Source organism: Mycobacterium sp. ITM-2016-00316, from assembly GCF_002968335.2.
Classification (GTDB): Bacteria; Actinomycetota; Actinomycetes; order Mycobacteriales; family Mycobacteriaceae; genus Mycobacterium.
Map to the genome: position 1 here is coordinate 238,157 of NZ_CP134398.1, position 19,996 is coordinate 258,152.

A 19,996-nucleotide genomic window follows, 5' to 3' on the forward strand; every position below is an offset into this window, starting at 1 on the left:
GTCGCTGACGACCCTAACAGCACACCGTGAGGGCGAGAACTGTGACGATGCAGATCGGGCACACTGGTCGCCATGACGGCGCCCGGCGATCGCACCACCTCGGGTGCCACGCGCAGCTTTCTGCCTGCCGTCGAGGGCATGCGGGCCTGCGCGGCCATCGGGGTCGTCATCACCCACGTGGCGTTCCAGACCGGCAACACCGGTGGGGTCACCGGCAGGCTGCTGGGCCGCTTCGATCTGGCGGTCGCGGTGTTCTTCGCGCTGTCGGGCTTTTTGTTGTGGCGGGGGCACGCCGCCGCCGAACGCGGGCTGCGGCACCGCCCGCCGACCGGGCACTACCTGCGCTCGCGGCTGGTCCGCATCATGCCCGGCTATCTGGTCGCCGTCATCGTCATCCTGACGCTGATGCCCGATGCCGGGGCCGGCTTCACGGTGTGGCTGGCCAATCTGACCCTCACCCAGATCTACGTCCCGCTGACGCTTACCTCGGGGTTGACCCAGATGTGGAGCCTGTCGGTGGAGGTCTGCTTCTACATCGCGCTGCCGGTGCTGGCGCTGCTGGCCCGGCGGCTGCCGGTGGGTGCGCGCATCCCGGCCGTCATCGTCCTGGCAGCGGCGAGCCTGGCGTGGGGCCTGATCCCGTTCGACCCGCCCTATGGGGTCAACCCGCTCAACTGGCCGCCGGCCTTCTTCTCCTGGTTCGCCGCGGGCATCGTGCTGGCCGAGCTGTCGGTCAGCCGGGTCGGCTGGGCGCACCGGCTGGCGCGGCGCCGGCTGCTGATGGCGGCGGTGGCCCTGGCGGCGTTCCTGGTGGCGGCCTCGCCGCTGGCCGGCCCGGAGGGGCTGACGCCCGGGACCGTCGCCCAGTTCGTGGTGAAGACGACGATGGGCGCGATCGTGGCCGGGACACTGCTAGCGCCCCTGGTGCTCGACGCGCCCGATACCGCACACCGCTTCCTGGGCAGCCCGGTGATGGTGACGCTGGGACGCTGGTCCTACGGGCTGTTCATCTGGCACCTGGCCGCCCTGGCGATGGTGTTCCCGATCATGGGGTATTTCCCGTTCAACGGCCATATGCCGGTGGTGCTGGCGCTGACGCTGGTGTTCGGATTCGCGATCGCCGCGGTCAGTTATGCGCTGGTCGAGTCACCGTGCCGGGAGGCGCTGCTGCGCTGGGAGGCCCGGCACCGTCGTGCGGCACCGCGGGACAGCGCGGTGGCTGATCTGGCTCAGTAGCCGCCGCCGTGGGAGAAGATCCGGCGCGGATTGTCCACCAGCATGGTCGTGAGCTGTTCGTCGGTCACCCCGCGCTGTTTCAGCGCCGGGATGACGTCGTTGTGGATGTGCAGGTAATGCCAGTTGGGCATCACCACCGACACCATGTCCTCGGGGAGCGCATCGAAATAGCAGGACGCGTCGTGCGAGAGCACCATCTTCTCGGCATGGCCCCGTTCGCACATCCGGGCCACGGTGTCGACGCGCTGCTCGAAGGGCAGGATCGAGTCGATGCCGAACCGGTCCATGCCCAGGTAGGAGCCGCTCGCGATGAGCTCCTCCAGGTAGTCCAGGTCGGTGCTGTCCCCGGAGTGACCGATGACGACGCGGCTGAGGTCCACGCCCTCTTCGGCGAAGATCCGCTGCTGCTCCAGACCGCGCCGACTGCCGGCGTGGGTGTGGGTCGAGATGGGCACACCGGTCTCCCGGTGTGCGGCCGCCACGGCCCGCAGCACCCGTTCCACGCCGGCCGTGACACCCGGTTCGTCGGTGGCGCACTTCAGGATTGCCGCTTTGATACCGGTGTCGGCGATGCCGTCGGTGATATCGCGGACGAACAACTCGGTCATGATTTCGGGTCCGTCGAGCAGGGTGCCCGGGCCCTGGTAGTGGAACCGGAACGGCACGTCGTTGTAGGTGTAGAGGCCGGTGGCCACCACGATGTTGATCTCGGTGGCGGCCGCGATCTTCGCGATCCGCGGGATGTAGCGGCCCAGCCCGATCACCGTGAGGTCGACGACGGTGTCCACGCCGCGGGATTTGAGTTCGTTGAGACGGGCGATCGCGTCGGTGACGCGGCGATCCTCATCGCCCCAGGCCTCCGGATAGTTCTCGGCGATCTCGGTGGTCATGATGAAGACGTGCTCGTGCATGAGTGTGACGCCGAGGTCAGCGGCGTCGACGGGCCCGCGTGCGGTGTGTGTTTCGGCCACCCCGCCGATGCTAAGAGCGGCCTGCGGCGGCCGGGGCGGTTCGGGCGTATCGACATCTACCCGGTACCAGGGGTACCGTTTCGCGGATGGAGAAGTTGGACACGGACACCCCGGACGGTGCGGCGATCGCGCTGCACGCACGCGCGGTGCAATTCGACCTCACCGACGTGCCCGCTCAGTGTGTGTACAACGATCCGTACGCATCGCACCTGTACAACGGGCTGAGCCTGCTGCTGCCCGCCGGCGAGGAGTGGTTCGTCGAGATCCTCAAAGAGGCGTTGCCACACATCGAGGACGAGAAACTCCGCGAGGACGTCATCGGGTTCATGGGCCAGGAGGCCATGCACGCCAACGCCCACTCCGGCATCAACGAATACCTGCAACGCCACGGTATCGACCCGACCCCGGTGCTCGACCGCGCGCACTGGGTGTTCGGCAGCCTGCTCGGGCCCCGTGACGCCACCGGCGCCAAGGCGCACAACTACCTGGTGGAACGGCTCGCCGTGATGGCCGCGCTGGAGCACATCTTCTCGTTCCTGGGTGACTGGGTGCTCAACGCCAAGCGGCTCAACGGCCAGACGGCGCATCCCACCATCGTCGACCTGCTGCGCTGGCACGGCGCCGAAGAGGTCGAGCACCGGATGGTGTCCCACGATGTGCTGCGCTACTTCGACCACAACTACGCGCGGCGGGCCTGGGCCCAGGTGGTGGCGGGTCCGATGCTGCTGTACTTACTGTGGCAGGCCACCCGCTACCTGATGCGGGTCGACCCGAACCTCACGCTGTCGCGGCGCAAGCGAAAAGCGATCTGGCGCGGCCTGATCCGCTCCGGGCGCCGCGGCGTGGCACCGTCGATCACGCACACCACCTGGCGCGGGCTGCAATACTTCTCGCCGCGGTATCACCCCGGTGATGTCGGTGACACCGCCCAGGCGGTGGCCTACCTCGCCTCCTCGCCCGCTGCGCGGGCCGCTGCTCGGTGAAGCGCACCGCGCCACCGCTGGGCGCACCGCTCGACGATCGGGCAACGAACTTCGTTGTCTCGCTTCTGGACCGGTTCTGGCTGGGGCGTGTCACCCAGGCCGACTACGCCGACGAACGGGCCGTCCGCGGCGCAGATGCCCCGCTGACCCTGCTGGTGGCCGGGCGCACCGTCGTCGCGCAGGACAACGATGTCGTCGCACTGACCTTCGCCGCACCGGACGGCGCGACACTGCCCGCCTGGCAGCCCGGCAGTCACCTCGATCTGCACCTGCCGTCCGGGCGTCGCCGGCAGTACTCGCTGTGCGGTGACCCGCAGGATCGGTCGCAGTACCGGATCGCGGTGCGCCGGATACCCGACGGCGGCGGCGGATCGCTGGAGATGCATGCGCTGTCGGTGGGCGACACGGTCACCGTGCGCAGCCCGCGCAACGGCTTCCCGTTCATCCCGTATGAACGGGCCCTCTACATCGCCGGCGGTATCGGCATCACCCCGGTGCTGCCGATGGTGCTCGCCGCCCAACGGCTGGGCACCGATTGGCATTTCGTGTACTGCGGGCGCAGCGCGTCGACCATCCCGTTCCTCGACGAGATCGCGTCGTGGGACCCGTCCCGGGTGAGCATCCGGTTCGATGACGAGCACGGTCTGCCCACCGTCGACGACCTGCTGGGGCACGCACCGGCCGGCGGCGCGGTCTATGTGTGCGGGCCGCCCCCGATGATCGAGACGGTGCGCCAGAACTTCGACCGATCCGGCGCCGCCGCACTGCATTTCGAGCGGTTCAGTGCTCCGCCGGTGCGGGACGGCACGGCGTTCGAGGTCGAACTGGCGCGCAGCGGTGCGGTACTGCCGGTGGCCGCGGACGAAACGGTGCTCGACGCCCTGGTACGGCACCGGCCCGACACCGCCTACTCGTGCCGCCAAGGGTTCTGCGGAACCTGCCGGGTGGGAGTGCTGGCCGGCACTCCCGAGCACCGGGAGAACAGGCTCACCGCCGAGGAGCGCGAGACGTCGATGCTGCCCTGCGTATCCCGTTCGCTCACGTCGCGTCTGACACTCGACATCTAGCCGCGAGGCGTCCGGGTATGGTGGCCGGCGAACACGTACGGTTGCACAAGGAGTCGCAGTGTCGTTGCCCAGTAGGATCGCGCCCGCCGGTGCTGCCGACTTGGATGCCGCCGCGCAGACCCTGGCCGCCGCCTTCGAATCGTATGCGTGGACGCGCTGGTCCATCCCCGCCGATGACTACCCGGTCCGTCTGCAACGTCTGCAACGGCTCTATCTGGGCCATGCGCTCGAGCACGGCATCGTGCTCGTCGGCGGAATCGGTGCCGGCGATGTGGACGGGGTGATCGCGGTCCTATCGCCCTCTGCGCCTGCACCATCGGATGACCTACAAGCTCAGGTGGCCGAGTTGCACGGGGCCCGGCTGGCTGTCGTCGCCGCCGCCGAAACCCCGCCTCTTCCGGACGCGGTGTGGAACTTGGCCACGCTGGGCGTGCATCCCGAGGCCCAGGGTCATGGGCTGGGGGCCGCGCTGATCGGGGCCGCGCTCGCAGAAGTCGACGCATCGCGGGTGACCGCGGATACGGCGCTGGAAACCTCTGACGACCGCAATGTCCGGTTGTACGAACGAGCGGGATTCACCGTCACCGCCACGACGCAGATCCAGGACGGTCCGACGGTGTATTCGATGCTGCGCCAGGCGGTTTCGGCTCCGCAGTGACCGGCACCGCCGAGCCCGGCCATCGCGCGTCGGTCCGGAAGCGGTGCATGCCGTCATCGACGCCTGTGTAGGTCCAGCCGATCGCCGAGAAGAAGGTGAAGGCGCCCCGATTGTCATCGTCGACGAACGCCGTCCAGCAATGGGTTTCGGGGTGGCCCTGCCAGTGTTGTGCTACGGCCAGCGCGTGTCGGCCGACCCCGCAACCGCGCAGTGCCGGTGCGACCGCCAGGTCGGTGATGACGTGCCCAGAGCCCGAGGGATCCCACACACAGCCCACCAGTGCGACCGGCGTGCCGGTGTCGTCCTCGACCACCAGTTGCGCGCCGCTGTCGTCGGCAAGCACATGCTCCAGCCAGGATTCGTCCATGGGGCCGAGCCGCCGGTCCAGTTCGGGATCGCGGTACCACGACGCAATCCAGTCCCAGTCGGTTCTGCTGACGCGTCGCACCCGATGGGCGGTGTCACGATGCGGGTCGGTCATCTGTCTCCTCGCCACCGGATGGTGTTCGGGTGCCGGGCCGGCGCAGATCCACCGTCGACGCCGCGAGCATCGCCACCGACAGCAGTGCGAGGAACTGCACCCCGGCCGAATGGCCGAGGTAACCGTCCACCGAGCGCCACGGACCGCGGGACAGGACCGCACCGGCGGCGATCAGCCCGCCGGCGACCACCCCGACGGTGATCTTCTCCGACCAGGCCCGCCCCGCCAGCAGGTACCGGACGCCGACCGCCGCCGCCACCACCACGATGCCGGTGACCCCGCTGATCAGCCCGCCCACCGCCAGGACCGCGGCGGCGGTCAGCCACGGTGCGGGCATCCACGGCTGCACCGGCTCACCGGTGTTCCTGCGCCGGATCGGCAGCAGCGCAAGCAGAGCCAGCACCGGCAGCAGCGCGAGCCCGCCGAAGAGCCCGATCCGGTAGGTCAGGTTGGCGGGGAAGGTCAGGGCCAGCGTGCCGCTGGTGCCCGCGGGGACCACCCAACCCTGCTGCCACCCGTTGACGGTGATCGGCCGCAGCGCGGTGCCGTCCTCGCTGTGCGCGACCCACCCGGGATTCACGCTCTCGGGCACCACGATCACCCGGTCGTGGTCGGATGCCGCCACCTCGACCTCGCGGTGATCGGAGGACCACGTCCCGGTGTGCGCGTCGACGGTCGGTGCCGTGCGCAGTTCAGCGGCACGCGGGGTGGCCAGCTGGACACCGTCGACCACGAATGCCTCACCCGGGCTGACCACCAGCTCCTGCTGCCCCTCGGGCAGGGTGACCGGCTTGGACTGGCAGGGCTGCGCGGCGATGGGCTCGTTGTCCAGCAACGCACGGACGGTGGTGGCGACCGAGGTCTGGATGAACTGCCCGGCCACACCGATGATCGGCCCCTTGCCGCACGGCAAAGTGATCGGGCGGTCCCGGTCGGCCGGGTCGGGTGCCGCGATCGGCTTGCCCGCGGTGTCCAGGACGGTCACCTCGGCCAGCCCGGTCGGTTTGAGCTGGTCGAAACCCAGTGCGGTGCGGTCGATCACGTCGGTCCAGTCCAGGATCGACAGCTGCACCGTATCGGTGACCGTGGGGAACAGGTCGAACGTCTGCGGCCCGTCGCCGTCGAGGCGGCGCACCTGCGGTCCGGCGCCCAGGTCGATCGCGACCATCGTCGGATGTGCCGGCAGCACCGTGGAACTGGGCGTCAGGGTCAGGGCGGCGACCTCGGTGCGCTCGGGCAGTGTCACCGTCAACGTCGGCGGCTTTTTGAGTTGCACGTTGTTCTGTGGTGCCGTCCACGCGGTGCGCACGTCGCCGTCGGTGGCGGCGTAGGCCGATCCGAGTACGTCGATCAGGTCGGAATCTCCGGTGGCGCGTGTGGTTCCGGGCGCACTGATCAGATCGGCCAGTCGCGGGCCTTGGCGCGCCCGCACCCACACCGTCGGGGTCACCGCGGTGGCTTCCGGCACCGTCAAGGTGCGGCTCATGTTCACCGCCTCCTCGGGCGCGAGCGCCATGGTGGCCGCGCAGTGGACGCCGTCGGGCGCGTCGGCGCAGCCCGGCCGGCCCAGCAGTTCCGAGCCGAGGTCCCACTGCGCGACCGCGGACCCCGCCGGCGGGCCCGGCACGTCCACGGTTCGCCGCAGCGTGACCGGGTGAGCGAATCCCGATGCGTCGTACTGGGTCACGGACAGATCGGTGATGCCGAACTGCACACCGGGCGAGCCGTCGTCGGTGCCGACGGCGGTGATCCGCATCCACGGCGTCTCACCGAACGGCAGCGCCGCGGACAGCGGTTTGCCGGGCTCGTCGAAACGCAGGGTGGTGGTGCCGTTGATCGTCGCCACCTCGATGCGGCGGACCTGGGCGCCGACGGCGGTGGCACTCGGGGTGATGGTGACCGCGGCATTGGTCACCGGGTGGTCGAAGTCGACCTGCATCCACTGGCCCACGGCGGTCTGCAGCGAGTTGGACACCCAACTGGTCGACGAATCGGCATCGATCGCCGCCGCAGGCCCGGAGGACGGCGAAACATTGGGCAGCGCAGTCGAATCCGACGCTGAACTGGACACGCTGATGTTCCCGCCGGTCCACCGCGCGTACAGCGGGTCGGTGCCCGCCGGATAGTCCATCACCCGGTTGAAGGTCTGTCGGCGCTCGTCGGGGGTCCGCACCGCCGAGGAATGGTTGTCGACGCGGCCGTAGTCGGTTTCGCGGGCCAGTGGGGTGTCGGTCACCGTCACCAGCGGGGCGCCGACACCGGCGCGCTGCGCATCGGCGGTCAGCAGCATCGGGCCCAGCGGCTCCCGGCCCTGAAGCCGGCGTCGTTCAGCAAGGCGCAGCAGGGCTTCCGGGCCGCCGTCGACGCGGGCCATCGCGTCCAGGTCGGTCAGGTACGGCCCTGGGCTTGCGTCATCGACCCGGTAGATTTCCACCGCCGGGTACCGCGGGCGCAGGCCGCTGTCGGTGACGAACCCCTCCAGGGTTCCCGGACCGACGGGTTCGCCGAATTCGGCCACCCTGGTCAGGCCTGGCGACCCGTCGATGGCGCGGTGCACGAGGATGGGGCGGGCCGACCGCGAGGTTTCCGGGTCCAGGTCGTTGCGCACCACGACGAACGAAATGCCTTGCTGGGAAAGCGTATCCGCCAGTCCGGCGGAGGGCTGGCCGGCGGCGAAGAGCCGTTGCACCGCGTCGAGGGCCCGAATGGTCTCCGGTGGTGTCAGCGGGATCGAGTCGCGCACACCCCACGGGCTGTGGCCCAGTACCTGCAGCGGCTCGTCGTGACTGTTGCCCCACACCTGCGTCGCGAACGGGGCCCCCGGAGCGACCAGCACGCGTCCGCGGTCGGTGTTGCGCTCATCGAGCCAGGACGCGGTGTCGTGCCAGTAGCCGGGGATCGCCTCGAAACTGCCCGGCGGTGTCAACCGGCCGGTCCAGGCCAGCGAGGTGCCTGCGGCCAGTGCGGTCAGGATGACCAGGCCGACGGCGACCCGTTTGTCGCGTTCGGGGTAGGCCAACGCTCGCACCCAGGTGGGTCGGGAGACGGTGCCGGGCAAGGGGATCCGCCCCAACAGATGCGCCAGTCCCAACGCCAGCGGCAGCCGGATCAACGGTTCCAGCTTGTGCACATTGCGCAGCGGGGTGCCGTCGGCGTCGAGGAACAACTGCACCTGCGTGGCGACCGGGGACCCCAGCCCGCCCGAGTAGCCGACGGCCAGCAGGGTGACCCCGACGAAGAGGATCGCGATGAGCCGCCCACGGGCCGGCATGGTGCGCATCGCCAGACCGGCCATACCGGCCGCCGCCACCAGGGTGGTGGCCAGCACCGCGACCGAACTGGTGACCAGTGTCGAGCCGGCGGTGGCGGTGGGCGCGACGAACGGCGTCCAGCTGTCGGTGCCGCGCAACACCTCGGTCAGCGACAGCCAGCGGGTGGTGACACCGGAGGACTCGATGTAGTCCAGGAACGGCGGGCTGATGCGGCCCAGCATGACCAACGCCACCGACCACCAGGTGATCGCCAGTGCGGTGCACAGCGCCCACCACGCGGTGAACCGCCACCACTGCCTGTTCGGGCGGTGCGCGGCCCACCAGATGACGGCAGCCAGGCAGCCGGTCAGGGTGGCGACGGCGTTGACCGCGCCCATCAGCGCGACGGCCGCGGCCGAGCGCGCAGCAAGCAGGCGGATGCGGTCGTCACCGCGCATGGCGTGGATGACGGGCAGCAGCACCCAGGGCGCCAGCATCATCGGCAGCGTTTCCGAGGAGATGGCGCCCAGGGTGGTCAGCACCCGTGGGGACAGCGCGAACGCGCATCCGGCGATGACCCGTGAGCTGGTGGTGCCGATGCCGAGCGCCTCGGCCACCCGCAGCAGACCCCAGAACCCGACGGTGAGCAGCAGCGCCCACCACAACCGTTGGGTCACCCAGCCGGGTACGCCCAGCACGTCGCCGGCCAGGAAGAACGCGCCGTGCGGAAACAGGTAGCCGTAGGCCTGGTTCTGGGCCTGGCCGAAGGACAGGTCGCTGTTCCACAGATCGGCGGCGCGGGCCAGGAACCGCAGCGGATTGGCGGTGAGATCGAGTTTGGTGTCAGGAGAGATGCGACCCGGCGACTGGATGAACGCCAGGATCAGAGAAGCGGTGCCGACCAGCCACAGCCAACGCCGCGACAGTTGATTCCGAACTCCGGCTGTCGGCGCGCCCGGGTCAGGCCCGGTCGCCGTATTCAACGCGGTTGAGCACCGAGGACGCGGGGTCGCCCGACTGCACCGGTGGCTTGGTGTCCTGCTGGACCATCAGCGTCACGCCGAAGATCGAGGCCGCGCCCAACAGCAGGCCGACCACGATGCTGGCCGCAGCGGGCACGACGAACCGTTCCATGCCCGCCAACCTAGCACGTCAGAATGCCGGGGTGACTTCGGCGGATCAGGAGGTCCGGCGCTCGGCGGACTGCCCCGGAACGGAACCGCAAGTTACTGTGGGGACCCATGTCGATGTCGCGCGCACTCGGTGCCCTGACCGCGCTGTCCGGTCTCCTGCTGGCCTGCTCGCCCGCCGAACCGCAGGAGGCGGCCGCGCCGCCGGCCCCGGTGAGCAGCGGGCCGGCCGTCCCGACCAACGCCTCGTTCGATCAGCCGCTGCCTGCCGCACCGGCGCCCGGATTCTGCGATATCGCCACCATGTCCACCCGTGACAAGCTCGCCCAGCTGCTGATGGTCGGCGTCAGTGACGCCGCCGACGCCCGCGCGGTGGTCGCCGACCAGCACGTTGGCGGCATCATGATCGGCAGCTGGACCGACAAGTCGATGCTCGGCGCGCCACTGGCCGACATCGCGGCGAACGCGGGGCCGCTGTCGCTGGCGGTCAGCGTCGACGAGGAGGGCGGCCGGGTGTCCCGGCTGGCCGGCGTGATCGGCAGCCAGCCCTCGGCACGGGAGCTGGCCCAGACCAAGACCCCCGACGAGGTGTACGGGATCGCGCTGGAACGCGGCCGGGCGATGCGCGGCCTGGGCATCACCGTCGACTTCGCCCCCGTCGTCGACCTGACCCAGCAGAGCGCGGCGATCGGGGACCGGTCCTTCGGGGACGACCCGGAAACGGTGACCGAGTACGCCGGTGCCTATGCGCGCGGCCTGCGCGACGCCGGGGTGCTGCCGGTGCTCAAGCATTTCCCGGGCCACGGGCGCGCCGCCGGCGATTCGCACACCGGTGCGGTCTCCACCCCGCCACTGGCCGACCTGCAGAACGACGATCTGGTCCCGTACCGCACCCTCACCAAGCAGCCGCCGGTGGCGGTCATGGTGGGCCACATGCAGGTTCCCGGGCTGACGGGCGGCGAGCAGGCCAGCCTGAGTCCCGCGGCCTACAACCTGCTGCGTACCGAGTTCGGTTTCGGCGGACTCGTCTACACCGACGATCTGTCCAGCATGGCCGCGATCAACCAGCAGTACGGGGTCGCGGCGGCGGTGCTGAAGTCCTTGCAGGCCGGGGCCGATGTCGCCCTGTGGATCACCACCGCCGAGGTGCCCGCCGTGCTCGACCGCCTCGAGCAGGCGGTCGCGGCGGGGGAGCTGTCACCGGCCGCGGTGGATGCGTCGGTGCAGCGGGTGGCGGCCGCGAAGGGGCCTAATCCCAACTGCGGCCGCTGATCACCCGTACTCTGAGCCGATGGCCGGTGGAACCAAGCGGTTGCCGCGCGCGGTGCGCGAGCAGCAGATGCTCGATGCTGCCGTGCAGATGTTCTCCATCAACGGCTATCACGAGACCTCGATGGATGCGATCGCCGCCGAGGCGCAGATCTCCAAGCCGATGCTCTACCTCTATTACGGCTCCAAGGAGGAGCTCTTCGGGGCGTGCCTCGATCGCGAGCTGAACCGGTTCGTCGACGAGGTACGCGGCCGGATCGACTTCACCCAGAGCCCAAAGGACATGCTGAGCAACGCCGTTGGTGCGTTCCTCGGCTATATCGACAGCAACCGCGCCTCGTGGATCGTGCTGTACAGCCAGGCCACCAGCTCGCAGGCCTTCGCGCACACCGTGCGTGAGGGCCGCGAACGGATCATCGAGCTGGTCGGCAGGCTGCTGCAGTCCGGCACCCGGAACCCGGAGCCAGACGCCGATTTCAACATGATGGCCGTCGCGCTCGTGGGTGCCGGCGAGGCCATCGCGGACCGGGTCAGCACCGGTGACGCCGGCGTGCACGACGCCACCGAGCTGATGATCAACCTGTTCTGGCGCGGCCTGAAAGGTAAGCCGACCGAGAAGGTTTAGGTCAGCCCGGTCACCGACGCGGTCAGATGCGGGTAGCCCTTCGACAGGTGCCGCAGCGCCAGTTCCCAACCCGTGTCCGTGGCGTCCACGTAGAGCCCGGCGCGCGCCGGCAACAGCACCGGCTTGCCGAACCGCACCGAGTACTTCACGGCGTCGGGTAACTGGCCTTCGATATTGGCCAGCACCGCCGCCGCGCTGAACATTCCGTGCGCGATCGCGGTGGGGAAGCCGAACAGCTTGGCGCCGATCGAACTGGTGTGGATCGGGTTGTGGTCACCGCCGATCGAGGCATAGGACCGGATCTGACCCGCCGAGATGCTGAGCACTGCGTTGGGCGGCGGCAACTTCTGCTGCCGGGGTGGTTCGGGGCGCGGCTCGCCGGACAGGCTGGTGCGCTGCTGGTGCAGGAACGTGGTGGTCTGCTCCCAGGCCAGGTCGTTGCCGATCTTGATGCTGGTCACCAGGTCCACCAGCAGGCCCTTGCGGTGCTCGCGCAGGTTTTCCGCGTGTACCGACACGTCCAGCGCATCGCTGACGGTGATCGGCCGGTACTGGGTGATGTGGTTTTCGGTGTGCACCGAACCCATTGCCGCGAAAGGGAAATCGAACGAGGTGGCCAACGACATCATGGTCGGGAAGGTCAGCGCGAACGGATACGTCAGCGGCACGGCGTTGTCGAAGCGCAACCCGGTGACATTGGCGTATGCGGCGACGTTGGCCGGGTCGATCCGGAGTTCGGGGACATGGATCCGGCGATCGGGCAGGCCGCCGGCACGAGGCACGAACGGCAGCGCCCCAGCGACCGCGCGCGCCATGTTCAGCAAGCTATTGGGTTGTGACATGCCGGTGTCCTCTATTCTTCGCGCAAGCGCTCATCACGCCCCCAGCAGGGCTTGGCCGCAGACCCGAATCGTGTTGCCGGTGACCGCATTCGACGCCGGGCTGGCGAAGTAGGCGATGGTCTCGGCGACGTCGACGGGCTGACCGCCCTGGAACAGCGAGTTCAGCCGGCGGCCCACCTCTCGGGTGGCCAGCGGAATGGCCTCGGTCATCTTGGTCTCGATGAAGCCGGGCGCGACGGCGTTGATGGTGATGCCCTTGTCGGCCAGCGTCGGGCCGAGTGCTTCGACGATGCCGATCATGCCGGCCTTGGTCGCCGCGTAGTTGGTCTGGCCGCGGTTGCCCGCGATGCCGGCCATCGACGACAGGCCGATCACCCGGCCCCCCTCGCCGAGCGCGCCCGCGGCGACCAGTCCTTCGGTGAGGTTCAGCGGCGCAAGGAGATTCACCGCGACGACCGAGTCCCAGCGCGGCTCGTCCATGTTGGCCAGCAGCTTGTCGCGGGTGATGCCGGCGTTGTTGACCAGGACGTCGACCCTGCCCCCGTGGTGTTCGGTGAGGTGCGCGACGATCTGGTCCACTGCGTCGGACGCGGTGACATCGAGTGCCAGTGCCGTCCCGCCCACCTTCTCGGCGGTCTCCTTCAGCGCCTCTTCGGCGGCCGGTACGTCGACCGCGACCACCGCGGCGCCGTCACGGGCGAAGACCTCGGCGATGGTCGCGCCGATACCGCGGGCGGCGCCGGTCACCACGGCGACCTTGCCTGCCAGCGGCTTGTCCCAGTCCGCGGGCGCCTGCGACGCGGCGGCCCCGACCCGGAACACCTGCCCGTCGACGAAGGCGGACTTACCGGACAGGATGAAGCGCAGCGTCGATTCCAGGCCGGAGGCACCCGGGTCGGCGTCGTCGGCCAGGTACACCAGCGACACGGTCGCGCCGCGGCGCAGTTCCTTGCCCAGCGATCGGGTGAAGCCCTCCAGGGCGCGCTGCACGATGTACTCATGTGCGGTGTTGGTGCCGGTCGGAGTTGTGCCGATGACGACGACCCGGCCGGAGGCACCGAGGTTGCGCAGGACCGGGGTGAAGAACTTGTAGAGCTCCTTGAGCCCGGACGGTTCGGTGATGCCGGTCGCGTCGAAGACCAGCCCGCCGAAGGAGTCGGCCCAGCGCCCGCCGATGTTGTTCGAGACGACGTCGTAGTCCTCGGAGAGGGCGGCGCGCAGCGGTTCGACCACCCGGCCCTCCCCGCCGATCAGCAGCGATCCGGCCAGCGCGGGCTGGCCTGCGCGGTAGCGGCGCAGCTCTTCGGGCTGCGGGACGCCCAGTTGTTTGGCCAGGAATGAACCGGGCCCGGAATTGACCACTTGGGAGAACAAGTCGGAAGCCATGGGGACTAACTTACTCCAGAGTAAGGTTAGCGGGTAACCTTGGGGCATGCCTTCAAATACCAATGACCGCCGCGTCGCCGTCCTCGGCGGAAACCGGATCCCGTTCGTCCGCTCCGACGGCGCCTACGCGAACGCCTCCAACCAGGACATGTTCACCGCCGTCCTCGACGGCCTGGCCGAACGGTTCGGCCTGCGCGGCGAGAAGCTCGACGCCGTGATCGGGGGCGCGGTGCTCAAGCACAGCCGCGATTTCAACCTGATGCGCGAGAGCGTGCTGGGTAGCTCACTGTCGCCGTACACCCAGGCCTTCGACCTGCAGCAGGCCTGCGGCACCGGCCTGCAGTCCGCGATCGTCGCCGCCGACGGTATCGCCCGCGGCCGCTATCAGGTGGCTGCCGCCGGTGGCGTGGACACCACCTCGGATGCGCCCATCGCCTTCGGCGATGACCTGCGCGGCGTGTTGCTCAGCGTGCGCCGCGCCAAGTCCAACCTCGACCGCCTCAAGCTGGTCGGCAAGCTGCCCGCCGCCCTCGGGGTGGACATCCCCTCCAACGGCGAACCCCGCACCGGGTTGTCGATGGGTGAGCACGCCGCCATCACCGCCAAGGAGATGGGCGTCAAGCGCGTCGACCAGGACGAGCTGGCCGCGGCCAGCCACCGCAACATGGCCGCCGCTTACGACCGGGGGTTCTTCGACGATCTGGTCACCCCGTTCCTCGGCGTCTACCGCGACAACAACCTGCGCCCCGACTCGTCGGCCGAGAAGCTGGCCAAGCTCAAGCCCGTCTTCGGGGTCCGCAACGGCGACGCGACCATGACCGCGGGTAACTCCACGCCGTTGACCGATGGCGCGTCGGTGGCGCTGCTGTCGACCGAGGAGTGGGCCGCCGAGCGCAACCTGCCGGTGCTGGCCTACTTCGTCGACGGGGAGACCGCCGCGGTCGACTACGTCAACGGTCCGGACGGGCTGCTGATGGCGCCGACCTACGCGGTGCCCCGGCTGCTCGCCCGCAACGGCCTGACGCTGCAGGACTTCGACTTCTACGAGATCCACGAGGCCTTCGCCTCCGTGGTGCTGGCCACCCTGGCGGCCTGGGAGTCACCGGACTACTGCAAGGGCCGGCTCGGCCTGGACGCCCCGCTGGGCGCCATCGACCGCAGCAAGCTCAACGTCAACGGCTCCTCGCTGGCAGCCGGGCACCCGTTCGCCGCGACGGGCGGGCGCATCGTCGCGCAGCTGGCCAAGCAGCTGGCGGAGAAGAAGAAGCAGACCGGGCAGCCGGTGCGCGGCCTGATCTCGGTCTGCGCCGCGGGCGGACAGGGTGTGACGGCCATCCTGGAGGCCTAGCTTCCTCGCCGAAACTGCGTTCCAGACGGCGTCCACTCGCCTTTTCCCTGCTGGAATACAGTTTCGGCCCGGCTCGGGAAGTTGCGAAAAAAGTTTTTCGGATTCGGTGTAACGCTAGCCGGAGCACCGTCGATACATGGGATAGCTCCGTGTTGCCGTCTGACCCCCCGACCCGACGGCAACACGGGGCTTCTCTATTTTTCGCGCACGTCCTTGGACGCGGTGATCGGTCCCGCGCCGGGTGGGGCGAACAGACTGCCGGCCAGGCTGCCGCGCGCGGTCCGGACCGCGACCAGCGCCCACGTGCACAGCAGACCGGCGTAGGCCGCCGAAGCGGCCACCTCGAAAGCCGGCAGTCCGGTATGCACCGCCAACTGTGTGGTGCCGGTGACGAACGTGCCGACCGGAAACGTCAGACTCCACCAGGTCAGCGCGAACGGCATCCCGCGGCGCAGGGTGCGGACGGTCAGCGCGGCGGCCAGCCCGATCCACAGCACGCAGAAACCCCAGACCGGCACCCCGAACAGGATCGCGAAGATCTCGGTGCCGGCCGCGAGTTCCGGCGCGACGGCCAGGTGGGCATGGGTGGCGAGCAGTCCGGCCACCGTGACCGACTGGCCCAGCGGCCCGAGCACGATCCACAGCGTCGGGACCCGCGCGGTGCCGGAGGTGCCGTAGAGCGCGAGCCTGCTCCAGATCATCGTGATGATGATCAGCGCGGCGATCAGGGACAGCCCGAACATCGCGAGGCAGCCGTAGAACATGGTGGTGCGGCCGGTGCCCGCCGCCATGTGCGGGATCAGCATCGCCCCCGACGCGGCGGAGACCATCGGCGGCACGACCGGCATCAACCATCCGCCGAAGGCGGCGTCCGGGCCGACGTTGAGTTGGGTGAACATCAGGTACGGGATGGTCATCGCGGTGAACAGGCCGCCGATGGTGCCCGCCGTCCACAACACCCAGTTGATATCGACGGCCAGGCTCTCGCCGATCAGATCCTTGCCGACCAGCATGGTGCCGGAACCGACCGTCAGCAGCGCCATCGGCGCGGCGCCGTAGAAATGCGCCATCTGCGGATTGCGCGCGTGCCCGCGGGCGACGGTGGGGTGACGGAACCACTGCACGGTGACCGCGATGATGAGCGCCACCAGCAGGACCGCCGCGCACACCCAGACGATCTCGGTGAACACCCGCAGCCCGGGTGGCTGCACCGGCAGCGTGGCGCCGGCGACGACGAGGATCCCGGTACCCATCACCGAGGCGAACCAGTTCGGGCCGAAGTTTCCCAGCCGACTCCCGGTTTCGGTCATCGTGCGGCGGGCATCATGAGGAGCATGCAGATAAGCATCCTCGGGTCACTGTCCGGATCGGGCGCCACATCCCTCGTCGACGGCGTCGTGTCGGAATTCGCCAAGCTGCGTGACGAGGGTTTCCGCCGGATCTGGATGACGCAGATGCCGTACGAGCCGGACCTGCTGACCGTGCTGGCGGTGGCCATGCGCGAGGTCGACACCATCGAGGTCGGCACCGGCGTGGTGCCGATCCAGAATCAGCACCCGATGCAGTTGGCCCAGCGCGCCCTGACGCTCAATCTGATCGCCGGCGGCCGCTTCACCCTCGGCCTCGGCATGACCCACGCCGCGGTCACCGAGGGCATGTGGGGCATTCCGTGGGATCGGTCGGTGCGGCGGCTCAACGAGTATCTGGATGGACTGCTGCCGCTGCTGGCGGGCGAGCCCGCCGACGCGCCCGGGGAGATCTACACGACCCGCGGTGCGCTGCAGATCCCCGGCGCTGCGCAGCCCGATGTGTACATCGCGGCGCTGGGTCCGCAACTGTTGAAGATCGCCGGGCGGCGCACCGCGGGCACCGTGACGTGGATGACCGGGCCGAAAACGTTGGCCGAGCATGTCGGTCCCGCGTTGCGCGCCGCGGCCGTGCCCGAGGGGCGTTCCGTTCGGGTGGTGGCCGCGCTGCCGGTCAGCGTCACCGACGATGTCGACGGCGCGCGGTCGCAGGCCGCCGAGCAGTTCGCGATGTACGGGCACCTGCCGTCCTATCGGGCCATGCTCGACCGGGAGGGCTACGCCGGGCCCGCCGATGCGGTACTGATCGGGGACGAGGCGACGGTGACCGCCCGCATCGACGAGCTGCGCGCCGCCGGCGTGCACGAGTATGTCGGTGTGGTCTACGACCGGTCACCCGAGGTCAGAGACCGAACGAGGGCCCTGCTGCGGGCGCTGGACGTTGATCTGGAGGGCGCCGAAAAACCCCTGGTGTGATTGTCGTCACAGGCGTACAGTCGACCGCACGACGGGTTCGGGAGAGACAGATCCACAGAGCCGGAACGAGGTGAAACTCCGGCCGCGCGAGATACCGAAAGGTATGTGAGGACGCCCTCGAGGTCGCAAGACCGACAAGTCCTCCCGAACCCGCCCTCATGTCTTCTGCCCATGGTGAACAGCACGCCACCGCCCGCCGAATGCGGCCATGATGCTGGCATGGGCGACATCCTTCGCATCCACCCGGACCGCAGGCCGTCGCGCGAGCCCGAACCCCTGTGGCGTGAAGTCCTGGGTCGGCGCCTGCGTGACACCCGCCGACGACGCGGTGCCCGTCTCGTCGACGTCGCCGCTCGCGCGGGGCTGTCACCGCAGTATCTCTCCGAGATCGAGCGGGGCCGCAAGGAGCCGTCGAGCGAGATGATCGCCGCCGTGTGCGGTGCGCTGAACATCGACCTCGTGCGGCTGCTCGGTGGCATCTCGGCGGATCTGACCAGGCGTCCGACTTCCTCGACTTCCCGGGTCGCTACGCTCCCGCCCGCCGGAGGGGCCGGCGGCGCGACCCTGCTGGCCGCTTAGACGCGCTGATCCAGCACCCGATCGGCCAGCCCATAGGCCAACGCGCCCTCGGCATCGAACACCCGGTCCCGGTCGGTGTCGTGCCGCAGCTGTTCCACGCCACGGCCGGTATGGCGGGACAGGATCGATTCCAGCTGGTTGCGCATCCGGACCACCTCATCGGCCTGCAGGATCAGGTCCGGGATGGTGCCGCGGCCCTGGGCGGCCGGCTGGTGCAGCACCACCCTGGTGTGCGGCAGCACCGAACGACGGCCGGGCTGACCGGCGGCCAGCAGCACCGCCCCGGTCGCCACGGCCTGTCCGACGCATGTGGTTGCCACCGGGGCCTTGATGAAGCGCATCGTGTCGTACACGGCGAGCATCGCCGACAGATCACCGCCCTCGGAATTGATGTACAGCCCGATCTCCTGCTCCGGGTTGTCGGCCTCCAGGTGCAGCAGCTGGGCGATGAGGGCATTGGCGACACCGGAATCGATGGCGGTGCCGAGATAGACGATGCGCTCGGTCAGCAGGTGTGAGTAGACGTCCATGATGCGTTCGCCGTTGGCGCTGCGGGCGATGACATTGGGGATGGTGTAGGTGCTCATGCTTGAATTCCGAAGTGCTGCTTGCGGTTCAGGGCGATCTGGGAGAACTCGCCGACGATGTGATCGATGAAGCCGTAGGCGTGTGCCTGCTCGGCGGTGAACCAGCGGTCGTGCAGTGAGTCGGTGAAGATGCGCTCGACGTCCTGGCCGGTGTCGGCGGCGATGATCGCCAGCACGGTGTCGCGGGTGTGCCGCAGATCGTCGGCCTGCACCTCCACCTCGACCGCCGATCCGGCGATGCCCGCCGAGCCTTGGTGCATCAGGATGCGCGCGTGCGGAAGCGCGAAGCGCTTACCCGGCGTCCCGGAGGAGAGCAGGAATTGGCCTGCGCTGCAGGCCAGTCCGAGCGCCAGGGTGGACACGTCGGCGGGGATCAGCCGCATCACGTCGCGGATCGCGAGCATGGCGGGCACCGAACCGCCGGGGGAGTGGATCCACAGGGCGACATCGTCATCGGAATCGGAGCCCAGCGTCAGCAGCTGCGTCATCAGCACGGCGCCGTTGTCATCGTCGAGGGGGCCGTCGAGCACGAGCACCCGCTTGCGGTACAGGTCCTCGCGCAACTGACGGCTGAACGTTGGTGGTTTCTCGGTCATGCCTCGACTGTGCCGGGTGAGCTGCCTTCTGCGCCTGCGGTGCTGCTGTGAGCAGAACGGGTCACGCCGCCCAGCGACCAGATGGTCAGATAGGCCAGCCCGAAGAATGCGGCCACCGCGATCGCCACACCGGTCGACTGGACCTCGGCAAGCGGTGAGCGCACCCACTCCAGGGTCTGCGCCACCACCGCATCAGGGCGCGTCACCAGATCCCAGGAGTTCCACCGCTGGAACCGGCCGATCACCACGCCCACCGCGCACAGGCCGACTGACACCACCACCACGACCCAGCCCGCGAGCGTCCCGAGCTGTCGCTCGATGCGGTTGTGCACCAGGCGAAGTGACACGATGCCCAGTACGGTCCCGGTCCACGCGGCGAACCCGTATTGCAGGATGTGGCGCCACAATTCGACACCGTTGCCCAGGTGCACCAGATCGGTGACGAGGTAGGGCGCGTTGGGTAGGAACGCCAGCCAGACCGCGCCGATCGGCAGCAGCCAGATGGGCCGCCGGACCGCGGCGAATGCCACCGCGGCGAACATCGGGATCCAGGCCAGCCACAGATTCCAGATGAGGAATCGGTACGGGTAGGACAGTGGCGCGGCGGGGTCGGTGACACCGAGCGCGATGGTCAGGGCGGTGGTCGCCGCCAGTGAGCCGATCAGGACGATGCCGTGAGTCGTGGGCACCGCGGCGGGTTGAGGG

19 protein-coding genes are annotated in these 19,996 nt (G+C 69.3%); 9 read left to right on the top strand and 10 right to left on the bottom strand.

Annotated elements, in window-relative coordinates; genetic code table 11:
• The first annotated feature begins 72 nt into the window (after positions 1–72).
• Complete coding sequence (locus tag C6A86_RS01100; RefSeq protein WP_105362794.1) at positions 73–1,236, top strand: acyltransferase; 1,164 nt, start codon at positions 73–75, stop codon at positions 1,234–1,236.
• Here the strand turns inward: C6A86_RS01100 and C6A86_RS01105 are convergent.
• Positions 1,230–2,207, bottom strand: coding sequence for a phosphotriesterase (locus tag C6A86_RS01105; protein ID WP_105362795.1), 978 nt, complete (start codon positions 2,205–2,207; stop codon positions 1,230–1,232). The two genes, C6A86_RS01100 and C6A86_RS01105, sit on opposite strands and share 7 nt — an antisense overlap.
• Positions 2,208–2,293: 86 nt before the next feature.
• Between C6A86_RS01105 and C6A86_RS01110 the strand changes: the two genes are divergently transcribed.
• The 3 genes from C6A86_RS01110 to C6A86_RS01120 are packed head-to-tail and all read left to right on the top strand — an operon-like array spanning position 2,294 to position 4,915.
• Positions 2,294–3,190 (top strand): metal-dependent hydrolase, encoded by an 897-nt coding sequence (locus tag C6A86_RS01110; RefSeq protein WP_105362796.1) that lies wholly within the window; start codon positions 2,294–2,296, stop codon positions 3,188–3,190.
• Positions 3,187–4,257, top strand: coding sequence for a PDR/VanB family oxidoreductase (locus C6A86_RS01115; protein ID WP_105362797.1), 1,071 nt, complete (start codon positions 3,187–3,189; stop codon positions 4,255–4,257). The genes C6A86_RS01110 and C6A86_RS01115 overlap by 4 nt, the downstream gene beginning before the upstream one ends.
• Positions 4,258–4,315: 58 nt before the next feature.
• On the top strand, positions 4,316–4,915 hold the full coding sequence (locus C6A86_RS01120) for a GNAT family N-acetyltransferase (protein WP_105362798.1): 600 nt from the start codon (positions 4,316–4,318) through the stop codon (positions 4,913–4,915).
• Here the strand turns inward: C6A86_RS01120 and C6A86_RS01125 are convergent.
• The 3 genes from C6A86_RS01125 to C6A86_RS01135 are packed head-to-tail and all read right to left on the bottom strand — an operon-like array spanning position 4,839 to position 9,781.
• The gene (locus C6A86_RS01125) at positions 4,839–5,396 is read right to left on the bottom strand and encodes a GNAT family N-acetyltransferase (RefSeq protein ID WP_105362799.1); all 558 of its coding nucleotides are present in this window, start codon (positions 5,394–5,396) and stop codon (positions 4,839–4,841) included. The genes C6A86_RS01120 and C6A86_RS01125 overlap by 77 nt on opposite strands.
• Positions 5,377–9,573: an alpha-(1->3)-arabinofuranosyltransferase gene (locus C6A86_RS01130; RefSeq protein WP_311101257.1), complete on the bottom strand. Its 4,197-nt coding sequence runs from the start codon at positions 9,571–9,573 to the stop codon at positions 5,377–5,379. Before C6A86_RS01130 ends, C6A86_RS01125 begins: the two co-directional genes overlap by 20 nt.
• 34 nt (positions 9,574–9,607) lie before the next feature.
• Entirely contained in the window at positions 9,608–9,781 is a 174-nt protein-coding gene (locus C6A86_RS01135; protein WP_105365994.1) for a DUF2613 domain-containing protein, read from the bottom strand.
• 107 nt (positions 9,782–9,888) lie between these two features.
• On the opposite strand from C6A86_RS01135, the gene C6A86_RS01140 reads away from it, so the two are divergent.
• Positions 9,889–11,049, top strand: coding sequence for a glycoside hydrolase family 3 N-terminal domain-containing protein (locus C6A86_RS01140; RefSeq protein WP_105365993.1), 1,161 nt, complete (start codon positions 9,889–9,891; stop codon positions 11,047–11,049).
• A 19-nt stretch (positions 11,050–11,068) separates the two neighbouring features.
• Positions 11,069–11,671, top strand: a complete 603-nt coding sequence (locus tag C6A86_RS01145; protein ID WP_105365992.1) for a TetR/AcrR family transcriptional regulator — start codon at positions 11,069–11,071, stop codon at positions 11,669–11,671.
• Here the strand turns inward: C6A86_RS01145 and C6A86_RS01150 are convergent.
• Both C6A86_RS01150 and C6A86_RS01155 read right to left on the bottom strand, forming a co-directional pair.
• A complete protein-coding gene (locus C6A86_RS01150; RefSeq protein ID WP_105365991.1) occupies positions 11,668–12,513 on the bottom strand; it encodes a MaoC/PaaZ C-terminal domain-containing protein in 846 nt (281 codons plus the stop codon). The genes C6A86_RS01145 and C6A86_RS01150 overlap by 4 nt on opposite strands.
• A gap of 33 nt (positions 12,514–12,546) precedes the next feature.
• Complete coding sequence (locus tag C6A86_RS01155; protein ID WP_105365990.1) at positions 12,547–13,899, bottom strand: 3-oxoacyl-ACP reductase; 1,353 nt, start codon at positions 13,897–13,899, stop codon at positions 12,547–12,549.
• A 46-nt stretch (positions 13,900–13,945) separates the two neighbouring features.
• On the opposite strand from C6A86_RS01155, the gene C6A86_RS01160 reads away from it, so the two are divergent.
• Entirely contained in the window at positions 13,946–15,247 is a 1,302-nt protein-coding gene (locus C6A86_RS01160) for an acetyl-CoA C-acetyltransferase (RefSeq protein ID WP_105365989.1), read from the top strand.
• A gap of 194 nt (positions 15,248–15,441) precedes the next feature.
• On the opposite strand, the gene C6A86_RS01165 is transcribed toward C6A86_RS01160, so the two are convergent.
• Positions 15,442–16,557, bottom strand: coding sequence for a TDT family transporter (locus C6A86_RS01165; RefSeq protein ID WP_105365988.1), 1,116 nt, complete (start codon positions 16,555–16,557; stop codon positions 15,442–15,444).
• Positions 16,558–16,572: 15 nt separating this feature from the next.
• Between C6A86_RS01165 and C6A86_RS01170 the strand changes: the two genes are divergently transcribed.
• The gene (locus C6A86_RS01170; protein WP_199196418.1) at positions 16,573–17,529 is read left to right on the top strand and encodes a TIGR03564 family F420-dependent LLM class oxidoreductase; all 957 of its coding nucleotides are present in this window, start codon (positions 16,573–16,575) and stop codon (positions 17,527–17,529) included.
• Between the two features lie 219 nt (positions 17,530–17,748).
• Complete coding sequence (locus C6A86_RS01175) at positions 17,749–18,108, top strand: helix-turn-helix domain-containing protein (protein ID WP_105365986.1); 360 nt, start codon at positions 17,749–17,751, stop codon at positions 18,106–18,108.
• Here C6A86_RS01175 and C6A86_RS01180 read toward each other — a convergent pair.
• Genes C6A86_RS01180 through C6A86_RS01190 form a run of 3 tightly spaced genes read right to left on the bottom strand, consistent with a single transcriptional unit; the run spans position 18,105 to position 19,980 of the window.
• Positions 18,105–18,695 (bottom strand): ClpP family protease, encoded by a 591-nt coding sequence (locus C6A86_RS01180; protein ID WP_105365985.1) that lies wholly within the window; start codon positions 18,693–18,695, stop codon positions 18,105–18,107. The two genes, C6A86_RS01175 and C6A86_RS01180, sit on opposite strands and share 4 nt — an antisense overlap.
• Positions 18,692–19,291 carry a ClpP family protease gene (locus tag C6A86_RS01185; RefSeq protein ID WP_105365984.1) on the bottom strand — a complete coding sequence of 200 codons (600 nt, stop codon included), beginning with the start codon at positions 19,289–19,291 and terminating at the stop codon, positions 18,692–18,694. The genes C6A86_RS01180 and C6A86_RS01185 overlap by 4 nt, the downstream gene beginning before the upstream one ends.
• Positions 19,288–19,980, bottom strand: coding sequence for a DUF1361 domain-containing protein (locus tag C6A86_RS01190; RefSeq protein WP_105365983.1), 693 nt, complete (start codon positions 19,978–19,980; stop codon positions 19,288–19,290). Before C6A86_RS01190 ends, C6A86_RS01185 begins: the two co-directional genes overlap by 4 nt.
• Positions 19,981–19,996 lie beyond the last annotated feature (16 nt).